The sequence below is a fragment of the Posidoniimonas polymericola genome, assembly GCF_007859935.1.
GTDB classification, from domain to species: domain Bacteria; phylum Planctomycetota; class Planctomycetia; order Pirellulales; family Lacipirellulaceae; genus Posidoniimonas; species Posidoniimonas polymericola.
In genome coordinates, this window is the sequence record NZ_SJPO01000006.1 from 374,158 (window position 1) to 397,563 (window position 23,406).

At 66.9% G+C, this 23,406-nt stretch carries 20 protein-coding genes and 1 tRNA gene; 9 read left to right on the forward strand and 12 right to left on the reverse strand.

Going from position 1 to position 23,406, the window contains the following annotated elements; all coding sequences use genetic code 11:
• Positions 1–2: 2 nt before the first annotated feature.
• The 7 genes from Pla123a_RS14250 to Pla123a_RS14280 all read right to left on the reverse strand — a co-directional run bounded on the left by Pla123a_RS14250 (position 3) and on the right by Pla123a_RS14280 (position 5,017).
• A complete protein-coding gene (locus tag Pla123a_RS14250) occupies positions 3–1,031 on the reverse strand; it encodes a hypothetical protein (protein WP_146588051.1) in 1,029 nt (342 codons plus the stop codon).
• 50 nt (positions 1,032–1,081) lie between these two features.
• Positions 1,082–2,086: a S49 family peptidase gene (locus tag Pla123a_RS14255; RefSeq protein WP_146588053.1), complete on the reverse strand. Its 1,005-nt coding sequence runs from the start codon at positions 2,084–2,086 to the stop codon at positions 1,082–1,084.
• On the reverse strand, positions 2,083–2,706 hold the full coding sequence (locus Pla123a_RS14260; protein WP_146588055.1) for a hypothetical protein: 624 nt from the start codon (positions 2,704–2,706) through the stop codon (positions 2,083–2,085). The genes Pla123a_RS14255 and Pla123a_RS14260 overlap by 4 nt, the downstream gene beginning before the upstream one ends.
• Complete coding sequence (locus Pla123a_RS14265; RefSeq protein WP_146588057.1) at positions 2,703–2,948, reverse strand: hypothetical protein; 246 nt, start codon at positions 2,946–2,948, stop codon at positions 2,703–2,705. Before Pla123a_RS14265 ends, Pla123a_RS14260 begins: the two co-directional genes overlap by 4 nt.
• Positions 2,948–3,949 carry a hypothetical protein gene (locus Pla123a_RS14270; RefSeq protein ID WP_146588059.1) on the reverse strand — a complete coding sequence of 334 codons (1,002 nt, stop codon included), beginning with the start codon at positions 3,947–3,949 and terminating at the stop codon, positions 2,948–2,950. Before Pla123a_RS14270 ends, Pla123a_RS14265 begins: the two co-directional genes overlap by 1 nt.
• Positions 3,950–3,968: 19 nt before the next feature.
• Positions 3,969–4,199, reverse strand: coding sequence for a hypothetical protein (locus Pla123a_RS14275; RefSeq protein ID WP_146588061.1), 231 nt, complete (start codon positions 4,197–4,199; stop codon positions 3,969–3,971).
• A 98-nt stretch (positions 4,200–4,297) separates the two neighbouring features.
• Positions 4,298–5,017 (reverse strand): hypothetical protein, encoded by a 720-nt coding sequence (locus Pla123a_RS14280; protein WP_146588063.1) that lies wholly within the window; start codon positions 5,015–5,017, stop codon positions 4,298–4,300.
• A 206-nt stretch (positions 5,018–5,223) separates the two neighbouring features.
• Between Pla123a_RS14280 and Pla123a_RS24660 the strand changes: the two genes are divergently transcribed.
• From Pla123a_RS24660 to Pla123a_RS14290, 3 genes are all read left to right on the forward strand, one after another.
• Positions 5,224–5,304: transfer RNA gene (locus Pla123a_RS24660), tRNA-OTHER, on the forward strand.
• A gap of 560 nt (positions 5,305–5,864) precedes the next feature.
• Entirely contained in the window at positions 5,865–8,258 is a 2,394-nt protein-coding gene (locus Pla123a_RS14285) for a response regulator (protein WP_146588065.1), read from the forward strand.
• A 168-nt stretch (positions 8,259–8,426) separates the two neighbouring features.
• Positions 8,427–9,542 (forward strand): pyridoxal-phosphate-dependent aminotransferase family protein, encoded by a 1,116-nt coding sequence (locus Pla123a_RS14290; RefSeq protein WP_146588067.1) that lies wholly within the window; start codon positions 8,427–8,429, stop codon positions 9,540–9,542.
• Here Pla123a_RS14290 and xdhC read toward each other — a convergent pair.
• From xdhC to xdhA, 3 genes are read right to left on the reverse strand one after another with little or no spacing between them, the layout of a single operon-like run.
• Complete coding sequence (gene xdhC, locus Pla123a_RS14295) at positions 9,539–10,315, reverse strand: xanthine dehydrogenase accessory protein XdhC (protein WP_146588069.1); 777 nt, start codon at positions 10,313–10,315, stop codon at positions 9,539–9,541. The two genes, Pla123a_RS14290 and xdhC, sit on opposite strands and share 4 nt — an antisense overlap.
• Positions 10,312–12,681, reverse strand: a complete 2,370-nt coding sequence (gene xdhB / locus Pla123a_RS14300; RefSeq protein ID WP_146588071.1) for a xanthine dehydrogenase molybdopterin binding subunit — start codon at positions 12,679–12,681, stop codon at positions 10,312–10,314. Before xdhB ends, xdhC begins: the two co-directional genes overlap by 4 nt.
• A gap of 3 nt (positions 12,682–12,684) precedes the next feature.
• On the reverse strand, positions 12,685–14,199 hold the full coding sequence (xdhA, locus tag Pla123a_RS14305; protein WP_146588073.1) for a xanthine dehydrogenase small subunit: 1,515 nt from the start codon (positions 14,197–14,199) through the stop codon (positions 12,685–12,687).
• Between the two features lie 168 nt (positions 14,200–14,367).
• Here xdhA and Pla123a_RS14310 point away from each other — a divergent pair, with 168 nt between their 5' ends.
• The 3 genes from Pla123a_RS14310 to Pla123a_RS14320 are packed head-to-tail and all read left to right on the forward strand — an operon-like array spanning position 14,368 to position 17,635.
• Positions 14,368–15,618 (forward strand): allantoate amidohydrolase, encoded by a 1,251-nt coding sequence (locus Pla123a_RS14310; protein WP_197527966.1) that lies wholly within the window; start codon positions 14,368–14,370, stop codon positions 15,616–15,618.
• Positions 15,615–16,385 (forward strand): (S)-ureidoglycine aminohydrolase, encoded by a 771-nt coding sequence (gene allE / locus Pla123a_RS14315; RefSeq protein WP_146588077.1) that lies wholly within the window; start codon positions 15,615–15,617, stop codon positions 16,383–16,385. The genes Pla123a_RS14310 and allE overlap by 4 nt, the downstream gene beginning before the upstream one ends.
• On the forward strand, positions 16,382–17,635 hold the full coding sequence (locus tag Pla123a_RS14320; protein WP_146588079.1) for a M20 family metallo-hydrolase: 1,254 nt from the start codon (positions 16,382–16,384) through the stop codon (positions 17,633–17,635). Before allE ends, Pla123a_RS14320 begins: the two co-directional genes overlap by 4 nt.
• A 9-nt stretch (positions 17,636–17,644) precedes the next feature.
• On the opposite strand, the gene pucL is transcribed toward Pla123a_RS14320, so the two are convergent.
• The gene (gene pucL / locus Pla123a_RS14325; RefSeq protein WP_146588081.1) at positions 17,645–18,499 is read right to left on the reverse strand and encodes a factor-independent urate hydroxylase; all 855 of its coding nucleotides are present in this window, start codon (positions 18,497–18,499) and stop codon (positions 17,645–17,647) included.
• 66 nt (positions 18,500–18,565) lie between these two features.
• Here pucL and allB point away from each other — a divergent pair, with 66 nt between their 5' ends.
• Genes allB through uraH form a run of 3 tightly spaced genes read left to right on the forward strand, consistent with a single transcriptional unit; the run spans position 18,566 to position 20,771 of the window.
• On the forward strand, positions 18,566–19,888 hold the full coding sequence (gene allB, locus Pla123a_RS14330; RefSeq protein ID WP_146588083.1) for an allantoinase AllB: 1,323 nt from the start codon (positions 18,566–18,568) through the stop codon (positions 19,886–19,888).
• Positions 19,885–20,430 carry a 2-oxo-4-hydroxy-4-carboxy-5-ureidoimidazoline decarboxylase gene (gene uraD / locus Pla123a_RS14335; RefSeq protein WP_197527967.1) on the forward strand — a complete coding sequence of 182 codons (546 nt, stop codon included), beginning with the start codon at positions 19,885–19,887 and terminating at the stop codon, positions 20,428–20,430. The genes allB and uraD overlap by 4 nt, the downstream gene beginning before the upstream one ends.
• On the forward strand, positions 20,430–20,771 hold the full coding sequence (gene uraH / locus Pla123a_RS14340) for a hydroxyisourate hydrolase (protein WP_146588085.1): 342 nt from the start codon (positions 20,430–20,432) through the stop codon (positions 20,769–20,771). The genes uraD and uraH overlap by 1 nt, the downstream gene beginning before the upstream one ends.
• A 24-nt stretch (positions 20,772–20,795) precedes the next feature.
• Here uraH and treZ read toward each other — a convergent pair whose 3' ends face one another.
• Positions 20,796–23,405 (reverse strand): malto-oligosyltrehalose trehalohydrolase, encoded by a 2,610-nt coding sequence (gene treZ, locus Pla123a_RS14345; protein WP_146588087.1) that lies wholly within the window; start codon positions 23,403–23,405, stop codon positions 20,796–20,798.
• Position 23,406 lies beyond the last annotated feature (1 nt).

The window sequence follows — 23,406 nt, forward strand, 5'->3', positions numbered from 1 at the left end:
GACTACAACATTTCCAACGTCAGACAGCCGGTCGCCGCCCACGCGTGGACGGGCGCCTCGGCCTCCTCGAGCATGGCCGCGACACGCGGCCGCAGCTCGTCTGCCTCGGCCAGCAGCTCGGGCAGCACGCGTTGCACCTGGTCCCGTCGAAACTCCTCGATCACGGTTGCATCAATGTGTCGCCCCGGGCCGTGCCGCCCGCCTGTGACGATCGCCGCGGGGCACTCGCGAGCGAGGAAGCACCACCAGGCTCCACTGGTGGCCTCATGCGCCCACTTGTAGACGCGACCGCTGGCCCACCGACTGCGAATGCCGTCGATCTTTCGATCCAGCACCTGCAGCCGCACGCCCTCCTCGCTGCGGTGCACGTCCGCGACGCCCTCGTCGCGGCGCCGCTGCAGCTCTTTGGGCGCCCGGCTGCACACCATCGCAAACTGGCTCCGCGCCCGGTTTAGATGTGACTGCGCCTCGGCTCGCGTCTTGCGCAACCCGGCGAGCCTCGCCTCGAGGCGTTGGATCTGTTGCAGCAGCACCGGCCCCGCTTCGACGCCGGCAAGATCATCGACAGTCGCGGCCGCCTCGTTCTCCGCCCGCACTGCTTCCGCCAGGGCGGTTTCTGCGGCGCTGATCTCCTCTCGCGTGGCGCCGTTGGCGATCGCCTGCAGGACTCCCTGCCGTGAGCTGATCACGCGTCGCAGCTCCGGCTCGTTCCGCACGTCGTCGAACACCGCCGCTACCAACCGCCACTCCTCCGGGTCGATGTCCAGCCGCTGGCAGTTCGCCGCATCCTGGTTTCGGTCGGCTAGTCGGTTGAGCACCGCGTGCGCGGCGACGATCCGACGCTTCTCGCGCAGTGACTCCTCGTGCAGAATCTCGTCGACATGGTCGCCGGCTCCCGTCTCGGCACGCTGCGGCGTTTTCTTGGCGGTGCGGCGTTTCCGCTTCGGCGGTTCCTCGACTGCGACAACTGCGGCAGGAGCCGCGTCGGTGGTCTCTCCGTCGTGTAACGTTTTTGGGTCGAAGGGTGGCATAGGGTAGGGTCGCCTCCTGTGTGGGGGGGAATGGGGTCGCGGGCGTTAGCCTACGCTTGCCGTGGCCGCTCGTACCGCTTGGGTGGTTCGTACTTCTTGAGACCGGCCTGCGCTCGATACTCGTCGACCTCGGCGGCCAGTTCGGGATGAGATTCCCGAACTTCTTCGTGGTCGCATTGGAACGCTTCCTCGACGTCGTTCACGCCTGCGAGCTGACAAACGAGCGCGTTGTACTCTGCCAACGCCCGCTTGCCGCTCGCGAGCTGCTGGTCGTGGCGCTTCTCGGCCGCTGCGTCGGCTTCCGCGAGCACGTCCTCGAGCAGACCAACTCGGTCGGCAAGCTTGAGACTCACGGCGCTGGCGCCGACCCACACTTCGCCAGTCGAGAGCCTCAGCAACTCGCTCGGGCTCATGCGTTCAGTCTTCAAAACGTCCAGGTGGAAAAGCCGGAGCAGGCTGTCGACGTGGGACTGCATCCATGCGGCTTCTTCGTCGCTGATCGCCTGACCAGCGACGCCGACAGCCTTTAACGACCCGGTGCGTGCCCTAACGACCCGCACGCCGAGGCGCTGGTGCAGCTCGTGGTCGTCGACTGCGAGCAGGAAAACTCCTATCCCGCCCGTTAAGCAGCTCGGCGCCACCACCAACGGGCTAGCGGCCGCCGCAATCCAGAACGCGGCCGACGCACACAGCCCCTCGGCGCAGGCGACCACCGGCTTACGATCGCGGGCCTTTCGGATCGCGGCCGCCAGCTCGGGCACGCCCTCGATCGACCCGCCGCCGCTGTTGACCCACAGCACGATGCTGGCAACGCCGTCGTCCGCGGCCAGCCGGTCGACTTGGCGTCGGACCGATCGCAGGTATTCGCCGTCGAGATAGCCGACCAGCTCCACGACAGCTGCCCGACCGTGCCCGAGTCTGCCGCGGCCCTCTCGGTAGCTCGCTGCGACGGTCTCGCGCGGGGCCGCTCGCAGAGCCTCGATCGCTTCGAACGACATGGGCAGGCAGGCCAGCGGCCGCACGGATTGGATGCCGGGGGTTGAGTGCGTGCTCATTTGGACTGCTCCGGTCGAATGTCGGTGAGTAGGGCGAACAATCTCCGGGCGTCGCCCGTGGCGACCGCCCTGTCGGCAACGAGATGCCCCAGCACCTGCGCAAAGTTGGGCCGGTTAGTGTCGTCCCGCAGCCGGCCGGCCAACGCCGTTAGTAGGGCCGCACCTGCGTCGACGAGATCGTGCTGGGCCGTCGGGTACCGGCCGGCGACTTCGCCGACGCCGAGGAGGACCCGCTCGTCATCGGCGGCGACGGTCCCAGCGTGTTGAACAAGAGCTGCGGCCGCACCTGCGACCCCGGCGGACTCGATGAACGCAGTGGTCGGTACCTTCGCGGCCGCGGCCTCCAATCGCATCAGCGCGACACCGAAGCCGCGCAGCTGCTGGGCTCGCGAACTGATCCGCAAGAGCAGGCCGGCCGCGCCAGCCTGCACGGCCGCGTCGATCGCCGCGGCGAGCTGCAGCCACTCCGCGTGGCGAATCGCCCCGAAGGCTTCCACGACGGCGACGCTGGCGACGTCGATCCGCCACGTCGGCACGGCGACCTCGAGGTCGGCCAAGTGCGGCGGCAGCTGGTCCAGGGCGCCCGCCCAGAGTTCGGCTTGTTTGGGTGCAGGGCTCACAGGTCAGGGCCTCCAGTAGCCAATGCCGCCACCAGCGCGGCCCGCCACATGCGTGGGGCAACCCGCCGAGCCATGTCGCCCGCCGCAGGGTCGCGGAACAGGAATCCGGCAAGGCGTTCGACGTCGGCGGGTTCCATCGCGTCGAGCTCGGCGCCGTGCAGGCCCTCGAGCCTCTCGCGGTCGGCGGCGACGGCGCGACGTCGTTCGCGCATCTCGGTCGCTGTGGGGGCGGTTCTAGACATCACGCGACCTCCATGACTTCGGGGTTCATCCAACGCGCCGGGTCCTCGTCGAACACTCGCAGCACGGCGAGCTGCTGGGGGAGCCCGGCGCGGGCCTCGGGCTCGCGACGTTGTGCCTCTCGATAGAGTCGCGCTCGAGCGGCCGTCGGCAGCGCCTGCACCTCTCGGTCATGACGGCTCTGTAGATCGGTGAGCTCGCGTTCGCGGGCCGCACGCTCAGCAGCGGCCCGCTGGTCTACAGGCGGCCGATAGGCGTCCGAGGTCGGCGGCCAGTGCTCGAGGCTTCCGGTCAGGCGCCCAAATAATGCCCCCGCTTCCCACGCTTTGGGTTTGGACTCGAATTCACGGATCAGCTCGCGCGCCTCCTCGACTGACAAGCCACGCCGCTGGGCAGCCTCCACTGCCTGGGTAGCCTTGCTGACCCTCAGATCAACCAGCTTCTTCCCCACCCTCTCCCATCGCTTGGCGTCGTCCGACGCCGGCGGTGGGGGAGGGGAAGGAGAGGTAAGGTTAGGAGAGGAAAGGGGGGGTAAGGTGGAGGCTTCGTTAGAACGCTCGGGCGTTGCTTCTGCAGAGACTTCAGCAGAGGTGTCTGTGGGGCTCTCCGCAGAAGTGTCTGCAGGGCAGTCGGGTGCCGGTTCGCTTGGTCGACGCGTGACGAAATCGAGCCCCTGCTTGCGGAGATTCATTGAGACCCAGCTCGGCGCGTGGTCGTGCCAGTCGTGCACAACCAGCCGATGCTCGGGGTGCTCGTCCAGCCACCCCTCTTTGACGAGGCCGCTGATCAGCGCGTCCGGGTCGTGCTCCCAATCCACTAGCAGAGCGATATCGACGTTGCTGAACCTACCCAGGTCGCCCTGCGGCGTGTTCTGGGCGGCGCCTTTCCACAGCAGCTCGAGCAGCCCCACCACCCCACGAGTGCTCTCGTTGAGCGTGCGGCAGAGCCGCCTGAACTTCATCAGCTCAGTAGTGCGGACCTTCACGATGGCCTCCTTTCCCAAGAGGGCAATTCTCGCGACTCTAGGAGGCCGCGTGCTGCGCGGCGATGCGCTCAATGAACGCGATCCCGTCTTCGCCGCGGACGTAAACCCGACGCCCGGCCTTCACCGTCGCCAGCACGTTGCCGTCGAGCCGCTCGGATGAGATCCGGCTCTTAGAGATGCCGCTCACCCGGATGAAGCCGGTGAGCGTGTAGAGCACGCCAGGCACGATCGCGGAAGTCTCGGCCGCGTAGGCGGTAGGGGAAGCCATTTGATTCCTCGCGAGGGTTCTCGTTGGCTCCGGCTGGAGCAAACTCACTTGCGAGGAATCTATCCCGCCTGACGCGTAATCAGCCAAGCTGGCACGAGTTAGGGCGAACTAGCCGAGTTGATCTCGAATTGGTGACGAACCGCGATATCGATCGAATCCAACTCGAAAACCCACTTCTGGCGATTCTTGGCGTGCCCCCGCACCGTGCCGTCTCTCATCAGCAGATGGACATAGGCCGCCTTCTTCGAGTCTCGACAGCCCAGAAGCCCGCCAGCCTCGGCTAGAGACATTGGGCGTGACATTCGAACTTCATTCCCGATTTTCCCAGAGCTGTTGGACTCATCGTCGCCCGCCGAGTGTTCCTCGTCGATCAGTGCCTCGACTGCCGGAATAACTAGCAGCGCAACGCGGTTCTGGACCTTCGCCAGGGATAGTTCGAGCAAGCCGCGGTCATCAGTCTCGTGCGGCTCGATGAGCCGCGCGAGGTAAAAACTGAGATCGCTGAGAGGAGCGGCGTCGATCCCTCGAGCAACAAGCCAAGTGCACGCCCGCTCCGCGGTTTCCAACCACGGATGCATCTGGTGATGCGGGTTCTGCTCCATGTGCAAACGCCACGCCTCCGTCTCCTCCTCGCTTAGCCAAGCGTGAACCCCCGAGAGTTCAGCTGACATCCCCCACCACTTCCACAGCCACTCTGCCACTTCGACTGGCGAGTCAGATCGCTCGCCGCGCATCGCGTTGAGCGCGGCACGGTGCGGTGCCCAGAGCTTTTGCTCGGCGGCGATAATCGAACTCAGCTGGCCACGCGTCTCGGACATCGAAAACCATCCTTTTCGAACAGCCTGCCCCGCCCGGCGCCGGCAGGATGGAGCCGACAGCGGGCGGAGCGTGGGGTAGCTACTCCCCGGCTGCAATTTGGGCCGACAGAGGTCCCCGGGGGTGTCCCCCCAAGTGTCCCCCAACGGCGGTTTGAAACTGGCGAACGCAGGGTCAACCAGTGCGAATCCTAGCGGTTTCAGAGCGAACCGGACATTACCGGTACGCTTTCTGAGATTCAAAATCCAGTGGGAGTAATCCCGTGAGGGTTCAAGTCCCTCCTCCGGTACTCGGCGAGCTCTTGGGGAGCACGCCGCTCTTCTCATCGATCGGCGTAGGCGGCGGGATGCTCCGCCCCCCGTGGCTTGGGCCACGACGGCACTGCCCGATTCGGATCGCTTACGATTCGCCGTGCGGGGCGATGTACGACCGGCGGCGATCGCCCCTACCGATTGGGACGTCCACTGACAGTTTGTCAGGCTCGCGTGCCGACCATCGGATTATTCAATCAAGGCAAGAGCGGCCGATCGTGGTCCGCCACCGCGGGCGAGGCATCCGGTGGCCGCAGATACACCAACCTGGCCCGTAAGACGCCTGGCCGACCCCAGTCAAACCACCCCCTAATCCCCACCGCAGCGCTGGTTCCTGCCCGTAAGCGGCTAAAGATCGTCACTAGGCGGCACGGATTGTGCTCTACGCCATCTAGGTAGGCGGACCGTCCGTAGCGGTCGCCGTTCCCTTTTTCCCGACGCGGTCAGTAGGTTGAATTGGTGTCCGGGACCGTTGTCCGTGTGGCTCCTCTGAGTAGGCAATCCGACGAACGTGTTGTCAGCGATCCAGCAGCCCATAATGACCAGCAACGCTGCCGATATGCCATTCGGTCAGACTCGCGGACTGCTTTCGGCGGTGATGGCGTCTTGCCGGGATGCCATCATTGCGTACTCGCTGGACGGCCAAATCGAGGCCTGGAACCGCGGCGCCGAGGAGATCTACGGCTTCAGTCAAGAGGAAGCGATCGGCAGCCCCGCTGAACTCACCACGCCACGCGATCGGGTCGGCGAGAACGACCGCCTTCGCGAGGCTGCCATCCAGGGCAGGTCGATCGAGCACTTCGACACGCTGCGGACCCGCAAGTCGGGCGAGTCGTTCCCGGCGGCCATCTGCGGTTTTCCGATCCGCAATGAGAGAGAAGAGGTCGTCGGCTACGCGACGATTGAACGGGACATCTCTGGCAGGATGCAGGCGGCCGACACGCTGCGTATCGCACTCACCGAGGCCCAAGAGGCGAACGCCGCCAAGTCGCGGTTCCTCGCAAACGCCAGCCACGAGCTCCGCACGCCGATGAACGCGATCGTAGGGATGACTGCCCTCGCACTCGAGGAGGATATCTCCCACGAGCTCCGCGACTACCTGGAGACCATCCGGGACTCGGCCGACTCGATGCTCCACCTTGTGAACGACGTGCTCGACCTCGCCAAGTTCGAGTCCGACGGCTTCGAATTGGAAGAGGTCCCGTTCGACCCCCGCGAGCTGTCCGAGTCTGCCATCAAGGTGCTGGGGACCGCGGCCCACGCCAAGGGCCTCGAGCTCGTGTGCCATGTCGCGCCCGATGTACCGACCGCAGTAATCGGCGATCCGATGCGACTGCGGCAGGTGCTGACGAACCTGCTCGGCAACTCCATTAAATTCACCGCCGCCGGCGAGGTCGTGGTCGACGTGTCACCGGTGTCGATTGAGAAGAAGCGGTGCAAGCTGCAGTTCAGCGTGAAAGACTCTGGCATTGGGATTTCCGACAAGGACCAGGAGCGGATCTTTAAACCGTTTACTCAGGTCGACGGCGCGACGACTCGGCGCTACAGCGGCACGGGGCTCGGGCTGACCATCACGCAGCACCTGATCGATTGCTTCGGCAGCCAACTAGAACTCGAGAGCCAGCCAGGGGTCGGGAGTCGGTTTACCTTCTGCCTGACGCTGCCCCTGGCTTCGAAGCCTGAAGACACCGTTTCGAGGGCGACCGAGAAGCTCCGCGGCATGACCGTGCTGGTTGTCGACGACAACCAGGCGAGCCGGGACACGCTGACGGAGCAGTTTGCGGCGTGGGGGATGCGGCCGGCGATTGCGTCCTCGGGCCGCGAGGCGATGCGGCTGGTAGAAAAGTCGCTCGACAAGAACTCCCCCTTCGACCTCGCCGTGGTCGACGCGTTGATGCCCGGTCTGGACGGCTTCACGGTCGCCTCGAAAATCGAGGGCGACGAGCGTATCAGCACCAAGCCGATTATCATGGCCTCAACCACCGATCGGCTGGAGTTCAGCCGCCGGTGCGCCGAAGCGGGCGCCGCGGCGTACATCCAGAAACCCATTAGTCAATCTCAACTCCTCAGTGCGGTGGTCCAGGCTTCGGGCGTTGCCAGCCTCGACGGGCCGCCCCGCAAAGCCTTGTTCGACGCCCCCACCTGTGAGAAGCTGCGTGTCTTGCTAGTCGAGGACACGCCCGCCAACCGCAAAGTTGCTCAACGGGTGCTCAGCAAGCGGGGACACGAGATCGAGGTCGCCGTGAATGGCCGCGAGGCGCTCGACCTGTTCCGCAAGGAAGAGTTCGACGTGGTGCTGATGGACGTGCAGATGCCGATCATGGACGGCTATCAAGCGACCGAGGCGATCCGCGAGATCGAGCGTTCCGGCGGTCGCGTCCCAACACCGATTATCGCGATGACCGCCCACTCGATGAGCGGGGACCGCGAGAAATGCCTCCGGGCCGGGATGGACAACTACCTCTCGAAACCACTCGACCTGCCAAAATTGATCCGGATGGTGGAGAGCGTGAGCGAAAACGGAATCAAGAATCACGCCGCCAAGCCCCAACACGTTGAGGCTTCCAAGGCCGCCGCAGAGCCGGAGTCGCCGATGGCCGCGCCCGCCGCCGATTTGGACACAGCGCTAAAGCGATTGCGGGGCGACCGCGGCCTGCTGCTGGATATGATGGGCTTCTTCGAGCAGGACGCGCCGACACTGCTCGCCGCGGTCGACAAGAACCTTGAGAGCGGCCAGCTCGCCGAGGTCGAACGCGGGGCCCACAGCCTCAAGGGGCTCGCCTCGACGTTCGACGCGGTCGCGGCCGTCAGCTCCGCCCGCGACGTCGAACAGGCCGCGCACGATGGCCGGGCGGACGCGCTGCCGCCACTGGTCAAGTCGCTGCACGCCGAGGTGGCCAACCTGCTGGCGTTCTTACGCGACTACCGCTAATAACCGGACCCGCCCGCCGACAGGGCAGTCGATTCGGCGCCTGCGGCCAGATGCAGGGCAAGATCCTCCGGCCCGGCCTGTCCCCGCTGGCTCTTCTCGACCCACCCCCACTTCTGTGCTAGAAAACCGGGCGACCGATACGCCCCCATCTCACGAGGCCGCCCGACGATGTCGACCACTTTTCCCCCGCTTGCCCTGCCGACGCGTCTGCTGCACGGCCCGGGCCCCTCACCGGTCGCGCCGTCGGTGCTCGAGGCGTTGGCGAAGCCGTGCATCGGGCACATGGACCCCGAGTTTATGCGGGTGATGAACGAGGTCCGCGCAATGATGCAGGCCGTGTTCCGCACCGAGAACGAGATGACCCTGGCGTGCTCGGGAACCGGGTCGGCCGGCGCGGAAATGCTGATGGATAACCTGGTCGAACCGGGCGACACCTGCCTGATTGGCGTCAACGGGGTGTTTGGCGGTCGACTGGCCGAAAAAGCGGGCCGCGCCGGCGGCGTGGTCGAGACCATGGAGCTCGACTGGGGCCTAGCGTTCGACCAAGACGCCCTGATCGCCAAGATCGAAGAGACCAAGCCGAAGCTGGTCGCCGTCGTGCACGCGGAAACGTCGACCGGCGTGCTGCAGCCGTTCGACCGGCTGGGCGAAGCGGTCCACAAGCACGGCGGCCTGCTGGTGATGGACTGTGTCACGTCATTCGCGGGGGCTCCGGTCGAGATCGACGCCTGGGGAGTCGACGCCGCCTACAGCGGAACGCAGAAGTGCCTGTCCTGCCCGCCGGGACTGGCCCCGGTCACGCTGTCGGAGCGGGCGATGCACAAGGTCAACAACCGCGCGACCAAGGTCAATTCCTGGTACCTCGACCTCACGCTAGTCGGCAACTACTGGAGCGGCAGCCGGGCCTACCACCACACCGCGCCGGTCAACATGAATTACGCCCTGCACGAGGCGCTGCGGCTGGTGCTGGAGGAGGGCCTGGAGGAGCGTTTCGCCCGCCACGAGGCCGCCCATCAGCAGCTCAAGGCGGGGCTGCTGCAGCGTGGTTTCAAGTTCGCGTCGGACCCCGAGCACTCGCTGCCGATGCTCAACCTAGTCAGCGTGCCGGAGTCGATTTTCAACGAGGCAGCCGCCCGCAAGCAATTGCTCACCGAGAACAACCTCGAGATCGGCGGCGGGCTGGGGGCGTTGGCCGGCAAGTGCTGGCGGATCGGCCTGATGGGCCACGGCGCCCGTTCGGAGAACGTCGGCGCCATCCTGACGGCGCTCGACTCACTTGGCTAGCGGGCGGCCAACAGGTCGCGGACCTGCAGCAGCTGGGCGGCGATGCTGACCGCGATCTCGGCCGGGTGGTTGGTTCCGATGGGCAGTCCCACCGGGCAGGAGAACTGCAGGCGATCGGCTTCCTTACCCGCTGCGATTAATTCCTGGCGGATCGTCTTCGCCTTGGCGTTGCTGCCAATGACGCCGACGTACGGGAACGCGTGCGGCAGGCTGTAGATCCGGTCGAGCACCGGCAGGTCGCTGCTGTGCCCGCGCGTCATGCAGAGCACAAACGTGTTCGCGGCCAGCCGATCGACCTCGTCGGCGGGGGAGGGCACGCACCGTTTCATCACGCCGGCGGGCAGCCTAGCCAGCCAGTCTTCGCGGGGGTCGATGCAGGTCACCTGGCAGGGCAGGGCCGCCAGCAGCCGGGCCAGCGCCTGCGCGACGTGCCCGGCGCCAAAGATCACGACTGGCCAGTCGGAACGTGCGGCGACTTCCAGGTAGAGCTTCACCCGGCCGCCGCAGGTCATCCCGACGTCGGTCTTCAGGCTCCAGTCGACGAGCCGAGTCCCCTCCGGCTCCGCCAGCAATTGTTGCGCAAGGTCGATTGCCTTGGCCTCGAGCCGGCCGCCGCCGACCGTGCCGTACTCAAGGCCGTCCTTGGTGACGAGCATCGCCGCGCCGGCGTCTGCGGGGGTAGACCCGGTCGACTCGACGACCGTCACCGTTACGTAAGGGCGCGACTCGTCGTGCAGCCGAAGCCGCCGCTCGCAGAGAGCGCGGTCGGTCATGACGCCACCCGCGGGGGCGTGGGGGCCGACTTCGCGTGGTCGATCTCGGTGATGCGGGTCAGCAACTCCTCGCCGGTCGCCGGGATTGCGAGCTCGAATGGCGTGCCGCCCGACAGGCTCGCCAGAGCGTGCCGCGCCGCCAGCCACACCGCGATGCCCAGCATTAGCGGCGGCTCGCCGACCGCTTTGCTGCGGCGGATGTTGCAGGTCTGCTTCGGGTTGTCGATGAAGTCGACGTTCAGCACTTGGGGCAGGTCCGTGACATTGGGGATCTTGTAGGTTGTTGGACCGGTAGACAGCAGCCGCCCGGCGTCGTCGTAGCGGAGGTCCTCGTTGGTGACCCAGCCGAGCCCCTGCACGAAGCCGCCGATCACCTGCCCGCGGTCGATGCCCGGGTTGATCATCTTGCCCACGTCCATCAGCAGGTCGGCGCGATCGACGACCATCTCGCCGGTGAAGCGGTCGATCGTGACCTCGGCTACCGCGGCGCCGGTGGTGTAGTAGTAGAACGGGTTGCCGCGGCCGGTCTCGCGGTTGTAGTCGACGCCGGGCGTGGCGAAGAAACCCCGCGCGCCGAGGTCGACGCGTTCGCGACGGGCCATCGCGCAGAACTCGCCGAACGGGATCTGCCGCGTCGGGTCCCGGTCGTCGTACACCAGTCCATCTGCGATGCCGATGTGCTCGGGCGCCGGAACCAACCCACGCTCCGCGCTGCCAAACAGCTGCGCGGCAAAATGCTTCATGCGGCCGGTGATCTGCCGGCAGGCCTCCAGCGCCGCGGCGCCGTTCAGGTCGGCGCCGGCGCTCGCCGCGGTCGGCGAGGTGTTGTTGCTCTTCTCGGTAGAGCTCGCCATCACCCGCACTAGGGCCGGATCAAGCCCAAACTCGTCGGCGACCAGCTGACCGATCTTCGTGTTGAGCCCCTGGCCCATCTCCGTGCCGCCGGTCGACACCTGCACGGAGCCGTCCGTGTAGACATTGACCAGCGCGTTGGCCTGGTTCAGAAACTTGGTCGTGAACGAGATGCCAAACTTGACCGCGCTGATAGCCAGCCCCCTAACCGTAGTAGGGCTCTCGGCGTTAAACCATTCGATCTCTTCTCGCCGCGCCCGGTAGTCGGACGTTCGTTCCAGCTGGTCGAAGAGCTCTTCTAGGACGTGCTCGCGGACGATCTGGCCGTACTGGGTGAGCTGCCGGTCGGGGTCGCCGTCGCGGTAGAGGTTCTTGCGGCGGAGGTCCCAGGGGTCGATGCCCGACTGCTCGGACAGCCGCTGCAGGGCGTTCTCGATCACGGCGACCGCCTGCGGACCGCCGAACCCTCGGAAGGCGGTGTTCGGCGGCAGGTTGGTGCGGCAGATCTTGCCCGTCACACGCATCTTCGGAATGTAGTAGGCGTTGTCGGCGTGGAGCATGCTCCGCTCCATCACCGAGGTCGACAGGTCGGCGAACGCCCCGCCGTTGGAATAGAAGTCCATCTCGGCGGCGACCAGCCTGCCCTCGGCGTCGCACGCGACGCGGTAGTTGGTCTGGTAGCGGTGCCGCTTACCCGTGATCTGCATGTCGTCGCCGCGGGGGAGCACCACTCGCGCCGGCCGCCCGGTGCACTGCACCACCAACGCGGCCATCACAGCGGCGATAGCGGACTGGGTCTCCTTGCCGCCGAATGCGCCACCCATCCGCTGGCACTCGCAGACAACCTGGTGAAACTCGAGACCCAACGCCTCGGCGACGACGGCCTGAGTCTCCGTGGGGTTTTGGGTCGACGCGTGCAGGTGGATAGCGCCCCCCTCGGCTGGGGTCGCCAGCGCGGCCTGGGTCTCGAAGTAGAACTGCTCCTGCCCGTTGCTGTGGAACGTCCCCTGCACGACGTGCGCCGCCTTGGCAAACGCGGCGGCAAATTGACTGTCGTCTTCGGCCAGCGGGCTCGTCATCCGCCGCTCGGGGCCGATGTAGGCGCCGGCGGCGACTGCCTCATCAATCGTCAGGATCGGGCGGCGCGGCTCGCACTCAATCTTCACGAGCGCCTTCGCTCGGGCGGCCGCCTCCGGGTCCTCGGCGCCGATCACCACCACCGGCTGGCCAAGGAAAGCGACCTCGCCGTCTGCCAGGAAAAACTCGTCCGGGATGATCGGGCCAAACTGCTTGGAGCCCTTGAGGTCGGCCGCGGTCAGCACGCAGGCGACTCCGGGGCAGTTCTTCGCGGCGGTGGTGTCGATCGACTTGATCGCGCCGCTGGCGACTGGCGCCCCGACAAACGCCACGCAAAGCTCGCCCACCTGACGCGGAAGATCGTCGATGTAGCGGGCCTCGCCGGTGACGTGGCCGCGGGCCGAGTCGTGCGGCAGTGGCTTTCCGACAGCGGGCATGGGCTAGGCGAGCTCCGACGCGGGTAGATCGGCCGACAAATCGTGGAAACACTTGGCGAACAGGTTCTCGACCAGTTGCAGCCGATAGTCGGCGGCTCCGCGTACATCGCTGATCGGGTGGACCTCGCCGCGGGCGGCCCGGCCTGCCCGCCGGCAGGTTTCGAGGGACCAAGTAGCACCGGTCAGGGCCGCCTCCGCAGCAGGTGCACGCACTACCGTCGGTCCGACGCCCCCCAATGCGACCCGAGCCGATTTCACCTGGCCCGAGCCCCACGCCATCCAGAACGCGGCCGTGACCGTGCTGATATCCATATCGCGGCGTTTGGACACCTTGTAGAGCTTGACCGCGGTCCCCTCGGCGGGGAGCGGAAGGTTGATGCTCTCGATGATCTCATCAGGGCGGAGGTCGAGCTGCTTGTAGCCGAGGTAGAAGTCTTGGATCTCGACGCTACGCGTGCCGACCTTTTTCCCACTCCCCAGGCTGGCTAACTGCAGGGTCGCGCCGGCGGCGTAGAGTAGTGGTATCGAGTCTGCAATTGGCGAGGCGTTGGCCAGGTTGCCGCCCATCGTTCCGGCGTGTCGCACCTGAGGGCTGCCGAAGCGGCTGAGGATGTGAGCGAACTCTGGCAGGACCTCTACAACGGCCTGCTCAACGCGGTCCCACGTGACCGCCGCCCCGATCGTTAGCTGGCCCGGCTTCTTCTCAACCCGCATCAGCTCGGCGACGCGTGAGGCTACGATCACGCTTTCCGGCGTGAACCGGCCGTGGTTGTGCTGCACTCCCAGGTCGGTCGCACCGGCGACGAGCTTCGCGTCGGGATTCTCGGCGCGGGCGGCGAGCAAATCAGCAAGCGTCGCGGGAATCACGGCCTCGACGTGCGTAGCCGGCGCGCCATTGCGTCCCGCGGCTGGCGCCGGGTTAACACGCGCCGACTCGGAAGATCGTTCAACAAGGTCTTCCAGCATCGCTGGAACTTGATAGCGCGAGTCGCCCGTCGCGCACTGCTTGGCGTCGACCGCGTGTGCCGCCTCGAGGATCTGTGTGTACCCCGTGCAGCGGCACAGGTTGCCCGACAACCCGATCCGCAGTTCTTCATCAGAGAGTTCTTGCCCAGGTCGCTCCGCCTGCAAACCGTGTAGAGCCATCACGAAGCCGGGCGTGCAGAAGCCGCACTGGCTGCCGTGGCAGTCGACCATCGCCTGCTGGACCGTTGACAGCTTGTCGGCGTCGGCGATCCCCTCGACTGTCACGACGCTCGCGTGGTCGAGCTGGTAGACAAACGCAATACAGGCGTCGATCGTATTGTAAATGAGCCGCGCGCCGTCTGCTGAGGGCCGTCCGACCAGCACCGTGCAGGCGCCGCAGTCGCCCTCGGCGCAGGCGACCTTGGTCCCTGTGAGCGGCTTCGTGCGGCACGCCACGCCGTACCGCAGGTAGTCGGTGACCGTCATGCCGACCGCCGGACCGCGGACCTCTTGGCGGGCGCCGTTCAAGTAGAACACTAGGTGGTCGCGCATGACTGCAGAAGAGCGGGGCGGAGGGGTTCGGCTGGGCGCCCCACGTGACGCACGGGCAGATTGTCCGACACGCGGGCGCAAGATATGCTGGGGAGGTACCGCCTTGTTTCACGATAGGTCGGCCCGCCATGGTCGTCAATGCCAGAGGTCCCGCCTGTGCCGCCGCAAGTGTCCCGCCAAGCAGACTCGCCTTCGCTGAGCGACGCGGTGATGGCGCGCTGCGACGAGCTGGCGGCGGTCTCTGAAGAGCCTGGCTGCCTGACCCGCCGGTACCTGACGCCCCCCGCAAAGATCGTCCACCAGCGGCTTGCGGGTTGGATGACAGACGCGTCGCTCACCCCCCGCGTCGACAACGCGGGGAACCTCATCGGCCGCCTGTCGGGGCGCGGCACGCGGCGGGTGCTGCTGATCGGCTCGCACCTCGACACCGTGCCCAACGCCGGCAAGTACGACGGCGTCCTCGGGGTGTTGATGGGCCTGGCGGTCGCCGAGCGGCTCCGCGGCGAGGATCTGCCGTTCCACCTCGACGTCGTTGGGTTCAGCGAAGAAGAAGGGGTCCGATTCAGCAAGCCGTACCTCGGCTGCAGCGCCCTCTCAGGCGACTTCCTCCCCGAGTGGCTCGACCGCCGTGACGCCGCCGGTGTTTCCATGCGGCAGGCGATCGCCGATTTTGGACTCGATCCCGACGCCGTAGGTTCCTGCATCTACGACCCGGCCGACGTTCTCGGGTTTATCGAACCGCACCTCGAGCAGGGTCCTGTGCTCGAACACGCCAAGCTGCCGGTCGGGATGGTCAGCGGCATCGCGGGGCAGAGCCGGTTGCGGGTGGCGTTCCACGGCGCGGCCGCCCACGCCGGCACGACGCCCATGGACCGCCGCCAAGACGCTCTGCTCTGTGCGGCACAGTTCGTGACCGCCGTGCGCGCCCGTGCGCTCAGCGTCGAGGGGCTGCGGGCGACGGTCGGCTCGGTCCGAGTGACTCCGAACGCCCCAAACGTCGTGGCGGCGGCGGCGGAGCTATCGCTCGACGTTCGTCACGCCGAGGATGCGCAACGGGAGTCGGCGGTCCGAGATCTTATCGCGGCTGGTCACGAAGCAGCGGCGAGCGAGGGCGCCCGATTCGAGGTCCTCGAAGAGACCTCGCAGTCGGCGGTCTTGATGGACCACAAGCTATCGAGCCTGCTCCGGGAGTCGATCGAGGAGTGTGGGGGCCCGCCCACATCGATCTTGAGCGGCGCCGGGCACGACGCCGTGATCATGGCGGGCCGCTTCCCGGTGTCGATGCTGTTCCTGCGGCATCCCGGCGCGGTAAGCCACCACCCCGATGAACGCGTTGAAGCGGAGGATGTCGCGGTCGGCATCGACGTGCTGACCCGGTTTGTTTTGCGTCTCGCCCGCCAGCTAAGGAGCACCGCTTGAATAGCCCGTACGGATCCACCCGCACACTCGTCCGCCCGACGCACGCGCTGATTGCGCCGGACGGGCACGTGAGCTCACCGCTATCAGGCTGGCAGGACGCATCGGGCGTGGTGCTGATCAGTCCGGTGATGCAGCCCGGGCCGCGGTTTGTGCAGTACCTGGTCCACGGTTCGCGGGACGCCCGCAGCGTCGGCGCAGCAGCGGGCGTCCAACGGCTCGTCTACGTGCTCGAGGGCGAGGCTCAGCTCGACGGGCAGGCGCTGGCGGCCGACGCTTTTGCGTGGCTGCCACCGGACGAGCCGCACGACCTGCGGCCGCCAGAGGGGACCACGCTGCTGGTCTTCGAGAAACGCTACCAGCCGCTCCCCGCGGAGGCGGCGCCGGGGCGAGTCGTCGGCACACTGGCCAAGGCGCCCAGCGAGGCGTTCCTTGGCGACCCCGATGCGGTGCTGTCGACCCTGCTGCCGATCACCCCCGGGTTTGACATGGCGGTGAACGTATTTACCTACCAGCCCGGCGCAACGCTGCCCTTTGTCGAGACGCACGTCATGGAGCATGGCCTGTACATGAAGTCGGGCCAGGGCGTCTACCGGCTGGCCGACGAGTGGATGCCTGTCGCCAAAGGGGACGCGATCTGGATGGCCTCGTACTGCACCCAGTGGTTTGTCGCGATGGGTAAGCGACCGGCCGCCTACATCTACTACAAGGACATCCACCGCGACCCACTCAGCACCGGCGACTTCGTCGCCCCCAGCGAGCCCGCATGAGCCAGCCAGATCCAAGAATCAATATCGACCGCCTGATCGCCGAGCTGCAGTGCCTGGCCGCCATCAGCGACTGCCCCGAGCCGCCCCCGGCCGTGACGCGGGTCGTGTTCACCGAGACCGACCTCCGCGCACGCGACTACCTGACCGGGCTATACGAGCAGGCGGGCCTCGCGGTCCGCGTTGATGCGATCGGCAACACCTTCGCCCGCTGGGAAGGCGCCGAACCCGCGCTGCCCGCTGTCGGCTCTGGCTCACACACCGACGCCATCCCGCACTCCGGCATGTACGACGGGACCGTGGGCGTGCTGGGCGTGCTCGAGGCGATCCGCGCGCTCAAGTCGGCTGGCGCGCAGCCGCGACGGTCGATCGAGGTGTTGATGTTCACTTCCGAGGAGCCGACGCGATTCGGTATGGGCTGCACCGGCAGCCGCCTGCTGAGCGGCGCCATCACGCCCGACGAGCTTGCGCAGCTCCGCGACTCTGACGACCAGGACTACGATCAGGTCCGCCAGGCGGCAGGGTTCAACGGCCCGCTCGACTCGGTCGAGCTACCCTCGGAATACTACCACGCGTTCGTCGAGCTGCACATCGAGCAGGGCCCTGTGCTCGAGGCCGAGCGGCTCGACATCGGCGTCGTGACGGCAATCGCGGCGCCGGCGGCCTTGCAATTCACGGTCACGGGGCAGGGGGGCCACGCGGGTGGCGTGCTGATGCCGGCCCGGCACGACGCGCTGACCGCCGCGGCCGAGGTCACGCTCGCCATTGAGCGGCTCGCCCAGCAGAGCCGCAGCCCCGACCTGGTCGCCACCGTAGGCCAGCTCGACGTGCACCCGGGCGCAGTGAACTCGATCCCGAGCCGTGTGAGGTTCTCGCTGGATATCCGCGACATCAACAACGACAACAGAGACGCGGTCGTAAGAGAAATCGGCGTTCAGGCTCAGGCCATTGCTGAGCGGCGGGGCGTCGCCATCGGGTCGCGTGTGCTCAACGCCGACCCGCCGGCGATCGCCGCCGACAGCATCATCGACGCGGTCGAGGCGGCGGCCGACGCGCTCCGCCTGAGCCACCGCCGCATGATCAGCCGCGCGTACCACGACTCGCTGTTCATCGCCCGGGTCGCGCCGACAGGAATGATCTTTATCCCGTGCCGCGGCGGCGTTTCGCACCGCCCCGACGAGTTCAGCACGCCCGACCAAATCAAAGCCGGCGTTCAGACGCTTGCGCTGACGCTCGCCGAGCTTGCGAAGTAACCCACACCGCTACTTGTCGCGGGCGATGGTGGCGGTGATGTAGCCAAACGGCTCGTCGGTGACTACAAACACCTCGTTCTCGTTCTCCCGGTCGAACGGCGCCATGTTGGCGAGGATGTGGTGCTTGTTGGGCATCGTGATTGTGATCTCCGCGACCGCGGGGCAGGCGTCGAGGGCCGCCTCGGCCATCAGGTTGATGGTTTCCTGAACGCTGCGGCTGTAGTGGTCAGTGAAGCGTTTGAGCATCGCCTTCACAATCGCGGCGCGGGCGGATCCGAAGCCGGCCGCGGCGGCGTACTTCCAGCTGGCGGTCATCTCGGTCGCCAGAACTCGGTCGGAGGTGTCGGCCAGCGTGCGGAACTCGTCGCGGTGGAAGTCCTCAAAGCCGCTCTCGGTAGTCTTCGCGATGGTCAGCCGGTCGAGCCCGCCGACCACCATTGGGTCGGCGCCGCGGTGCTGTGTGACGACTGCCGTCGGACGCATTTTCTGGGCGGCCGTGAAGCAGTGGTCGGACCCGCCGAGGCGGTCCCACAGCTGTTCGACCAGCCGCACCTCGACCTGAGCGACGTGGTCGTACCGTCCCAGGAAGTGGGCGCAGACCGCGATGCCGAACGACTCGATCGAATCAAGTGGGTGGTCCTTCGCCAGCACGTATAGGGTGTTCTTGCAGGTGTCGGTCGCGACGACCTGGCGGTTGTCGCCCTGGGTAAAGGCGGCCTCGAAATCACCCTGCAGCTCGACGTCGGCCGTCACCTCGACGAACTCGTGGCGTTCCTTGTTGGGCGGCGCCGTGCGCGGGCGGCGGACCTTGCTGATTCGGACACCGTGCTTGCCGTAGGCGTTGTGGGTGACGTGGCTGGCCATAGGCAGTGCTCGGTGATTCGTGCTAAGGTGGGGCAACCCTCAACAGGATAGCCAATCGGCCCCACCGTGCCAGCCTCGACCCGAAATCCTGCCGCTGATTTCGTCCTCCGCAGTCGCGCCGTCGTCACGCCCGACGGCGTAGCGCCGGCTGCCATCGTAGTCCGGTCCGGGAAGATCGAAGAGCTGCGGCCCTATGATTCGTCGCCAGCCGATCTCGAGCTGCGCGATGCCGAAGATGCCGCCGTGCTGCCCGGCCTAGTCGACCCGCACGTCCACTTGAACGAGCCGGGCCGGACCGAATGGGAGGGCTTTGCAACCGGAACCGCCGCGGCGGCCGCTGGCGGCGTGACGACGCTCGTCGACATGCCGCTGAACAGCTCGCCGGTGACTACCTCGCTTGCCGCGCTTCATGAGAAGCGCGCCGCCGCCGGCGGCAAGCTGTCTGTCGACGTCGGCTTCCACGCCGGGCTGATCCCGGGCAACGCGGATCAACTGCCGGCGCTGCTCGAGGCCGGCGTGCTCGGCGTCAAGGCATTCCTGTGCCACAGCGGCATTGATGAGTTTCCCGCCGCGAACGAGGCCGACCTCCGCGCGGCGATGCCGCTGATCGCCGAACGCGGCTCGGTGTTGCTGGCGCACGCCGAGATCTCGAGCGACTCTGCTCCAACGCCCTCTGATCCAGGCAGCTACCAGCAGTACGCCGCCAGCCGGCCAGCCAGCTTCGAACGGCAGGCGATCGAGCTCTTGATCGAGCTATGCCGCAAATTCAACTGTCGCACCCACATCGTTCACCTGGCCGACGCTGGCTCCCTGCCGCTACTAAAGTTCGCCCGTGCGAAGGGCCTGCCCCTCACGGTCGAGACCTGCCCGCACTACCTGACCTTCGCCGCCGAAGAGATTCCCGACGGCGCCACCCAGTACAAGTGCGCCCCACCAATACGCGACGTCGCCAACCGGGAGGGGTTGTGGCAGGGACTCGCCGATGGCGTGATCGACCTGATCGCTACCGACCACTCGCCCTGCCCGCCGTCTCTGAAGCGTCTCGAGGATGGCGACTTTACCCAGGCTTGGGGCGGGGTTAGCTCGCTGCAGATCGGGCTGCCGGCGGTCTGGACCGAGGCCCACCGACGCGGGCATTCTCTGGAGCAGGTCGTTGAGTGGCTCAGCGCCGCGCCGGCCCGGCTGGTCGGAATAAAGTGCGGCATCCTTCCGGGCGCCGACGCCAACCTCGTCGTTTTCGATTCGGATGCAACCTTCACCGTGCGGGGCGAGCAGCTCCTGCACCGACACAAGCTGACGCCCTACGAAGGCCGCGACTTGCGGGGCGTTGTGAGGCAAACCCTGCTGCGGGGCCGCGACGCCGCCGCAGGCGAAGGGAGGACGCTGTGACTTCTGCGGTAATTGCTTGGCTGAACTCACTCACCGACAAGCAGGCCCAGGCGACCTTTAAGGCGTGCTGCGGGTCGACCTACTGGGCCCGCAAGATGTCCGCCGCCCGGCCGTTCCCCGACGTCACAGCCGCCGAGCACGCCGCCCGGCTGGCCTTCAACGCGATGCCGAACTCCGCCTGGATCGAGGCGTTCGAGAGCCACCCCCGCATCGGCGACATTGACTCGCTGCGGATGAAGTACGCCGGCAACCAGCAGTGGTCGGCCTCGGAGCAGGCGGGCGCCGGCGGCGCCGACGAAGAGACCATCAAGCGTCTTGCCGAGGGGAACGACGACTACCACTCGACTTTCGGCGCCACCTTTATTGTCTGCGCGACCGGCAAGTCCGCCGCGGAGATGCTCGAGATCTTGGAAGAGCGGCTTCAGAACGCCCCCGCCGACGAGTTTGAGGTCGCCTGCGGCGAGCAACGCAAGATCACCGCGCTGCGACTCGACAAGCTTACTCCCCCGGATCAGCAACCCAAACCAGAACCACCAACCTGATGAGCCCGATCACGACCCACGTGCTCGACACCTCGGTCGGCCGGCCCGCGGCCGGCGTCCGGGTCGAGCTCTACACCACCGGCGAAGACAGTGAGCCAAGCGAGCTCGCCGCGGGCGTCACCAATGCCGATGGCCGTCTCGCCGACCTGCTTGGGCCGGGCGGGCTCGAGGCGGGGACTTACACGCTAAGGTTCGACACCGGCGCCTACTTTGCTGCGCTCGGCATCGAGGCGTTCTTCCCGCGGGTCGAGATTACGTTCCGATTCGACCCGACGGGCGGGCACTACCACGTTCCGCTGCTGCTCTCGCCGTTCGGCTACTCGACGTATCGCGGGAGTTAGGTCGCGGTAGTTAGGCCGCGGCGGCTACCCCGCAGGCGGGCCAACAACGACCGCCTGGTTGGGCCGCAGCACTGCTTGTCCGCCATTGACCTCCGTTTCGAGTGACGACATCAGCACTTCGCCGGGCAGTTCAATCTCAATCGGCTGGGCGTCGTGGTCGTTGGGCGTCAGCCGGGCCAGCACGGTTACCCCGCCATCCGCGTTTGAGTAGTGCAGCTTGAAAACGTGCGACTCCGTGTCGTGCTCGCACCGCATCGCGTCGGGCGTCAGCCAGCCGGCTGCCAGTCCGTGCCTGCGGAGCGTGAGCAGCTGCTGGTACCACGCCCGCATCTGCGGGTCCTGGAGCTTTGGGTCGGCGCACTTCGAGATGCGGAACGACTTCCGCTCCGACGGCAGCGGCGCGTTCGACCAGTCGTGGTGTGGGTACTCGGCGATGCGGCCGCGGTCGACAGCGCGGCGGAGCCCGCGGTCATGAAAGTCGGCGAAGAACGGGAAGGGCGCCTCGACGGCCGACTCCTCGCCCATGAACAGCAGCGGGATGCTTGGGTAGAGCAGCATGATTGCGGCCGCCGACCGCTGGTAGTCCTTCGACGCCAGCTGGTGCAGCCGCTTGCCCTCCGGGTGATTGCCGACCGCGTCGTGCGTCTGCAGGGCGGTCACCAGCGACCCGATGTACGATCGGTCGGGCAGGTCGCCCCCTAGCGCCTCGCGGGCCACGCGGACGTACTGGCTGCTTTCGTACAGGTAGCCGTGCTCCATCGCCTCGAGCAGGTTGTGGGTGCCGTGGTACTCGCGGTTGGTGAGCTTGAAGTCGGGCGAGGCGTGCGTGTAGATCGAGTGCATCAGGCAGTCCGACCAGATGGCGTCGTACCCCTTCAGTCCCCCGACGCTGGCGAGCAACCGCTCGTCGTACACGTTGGACTCGCCGATCAGGTGGATCGCGCGTCCCGACCGCTGTTCGAACTCGAGCGTAGCGGCGCGGATTTCGTCGAGAATCGTGTGCTCGCTGTCGTCGTGCATGAAGTGCACCGCGTCGAGCCGCAGCCCGTCGAGGTGCAGGTCGCGGAGCCAGTAGAGCGCGTTCTCAACGACCCACCGGCGGACCGGGTCGGAACGCCGCCCGTCGTAGTTGACGGCCGAGCCCCACGGCGTGTGGTGCTTGCGGGAAAAGTACGGACCGAACTCACCCAGGTAGTTCCCCTCCGGCCCGAGGTGGTTGTAGACCACGTCGAGCAGCACCGCCAAGCCGGCCGCGTGGCAGGCGTCGACCAACGTCCGGAAGTCGTCTGGCGTCCCGTAGTTGTGAGTGACCGCGTACAAGTTGACGCCGTCGTAGCCCCAGTTCCACTTGCCGGGCGACTGGGCAACCGGCATCACCTCAACCGCCGTAGCGCCCAGCTCAACCAACTCGGGAAGCCTCTCGATGGCCGCGCGGAACGTGCCTTCTTCGGTGAACGACCCGATGTGTAGCTCGTAGATGACAAGGTCCCGCTTCGCGACGCCTCGCCATTCGGCATCGGTCCAGGGGAACGCGTTGGGGTCGACAACCTCCGAGGGCCCATGCACGCCATCGGGCTGCCGCCGCGAGACCGGGTCGGGCCGGGCGATTGGCCCCTCGAGCAGGTAGCTGTACTTGTCGCCCGGGGCGGCGGAGGCGAAGCCGGCAAAACAGCCGTCTTCGCCCGGGGTCAGCTCGTGCCGGACCGCGTCGCCCGGCTCGCCGATTTCTACGCTGACGCTCTTGCACTTGGGCGCCCAGACGCGGAAGTGTGTCTTGCTGGCGGACACCGGCGTCGCGCCCATCGGTTCGGGCGGCGTTTGCTCGAAGGCGACCAGTCCGAACCAGCCGGCTCCGGCCAGCACCCCGCTGGTGGCGGCGGCGTTGGGCAGGCAGAGCCGATTCCGCCAACCCGCATCGCGGTGCGCGTCGTAGACCTGGCGGGCCAGTTTGCGGCTGGCGTTCCCTACGACGACCGCGTTGTATCCGGCGGTGAGGGCGGCCAGGTCGTTGCCCGAGTCGCCGCAGAAGACAACATCGCGGTTGTCCCACCCACAGCGTTCTACCCACCAGTCGAGCGCGTGGGCCTTCGAGACGCCTCGCGGGAGCAGGTCGAGGAGGCCATCGTTGTTGAAAGGGTCGACGCTGTGGATCAACGAGTACGGCGCGTCCCACTGGTCGAGAAGCCGCTGCACCCGCTCGGCCAGGCCGGGCAATGCGTCGGCGTCGGCGTAGTAGCTGAGCTTGAAGGGGCCTTGCTTCTCGTCCTCCTGCGCCCGCAGCCCCTCGATCGACTCGAGACGCGAGCGCAACTCGCCGATCGGCATCGGCGCAATGATCTCACCGAGGTGCTGGGCGTACGCCTGCACTGGCTGGAATCGGCCGTCGCCGCCGCCTTCGAAGACCGAGGTCCCGACATCGCAGATGATCGCCTCGGGCGTTGGGAGGTGGTGCTCGCCCATCGCCTGCTGCACGGACGAGAAGTGCCGGCCGGTGACAAACACCAAGCCGACGCCGCCTGACTTCAGCCGCTCGCCCAACGCTCGCAAATCGCGTTGGTTCTGTGCGTTGCCGTCGAGGGGGATCAGCGTGCCGTCGAGATCGGTCGCGAGCGCGCGTCGGGGGGGAGTGGACATC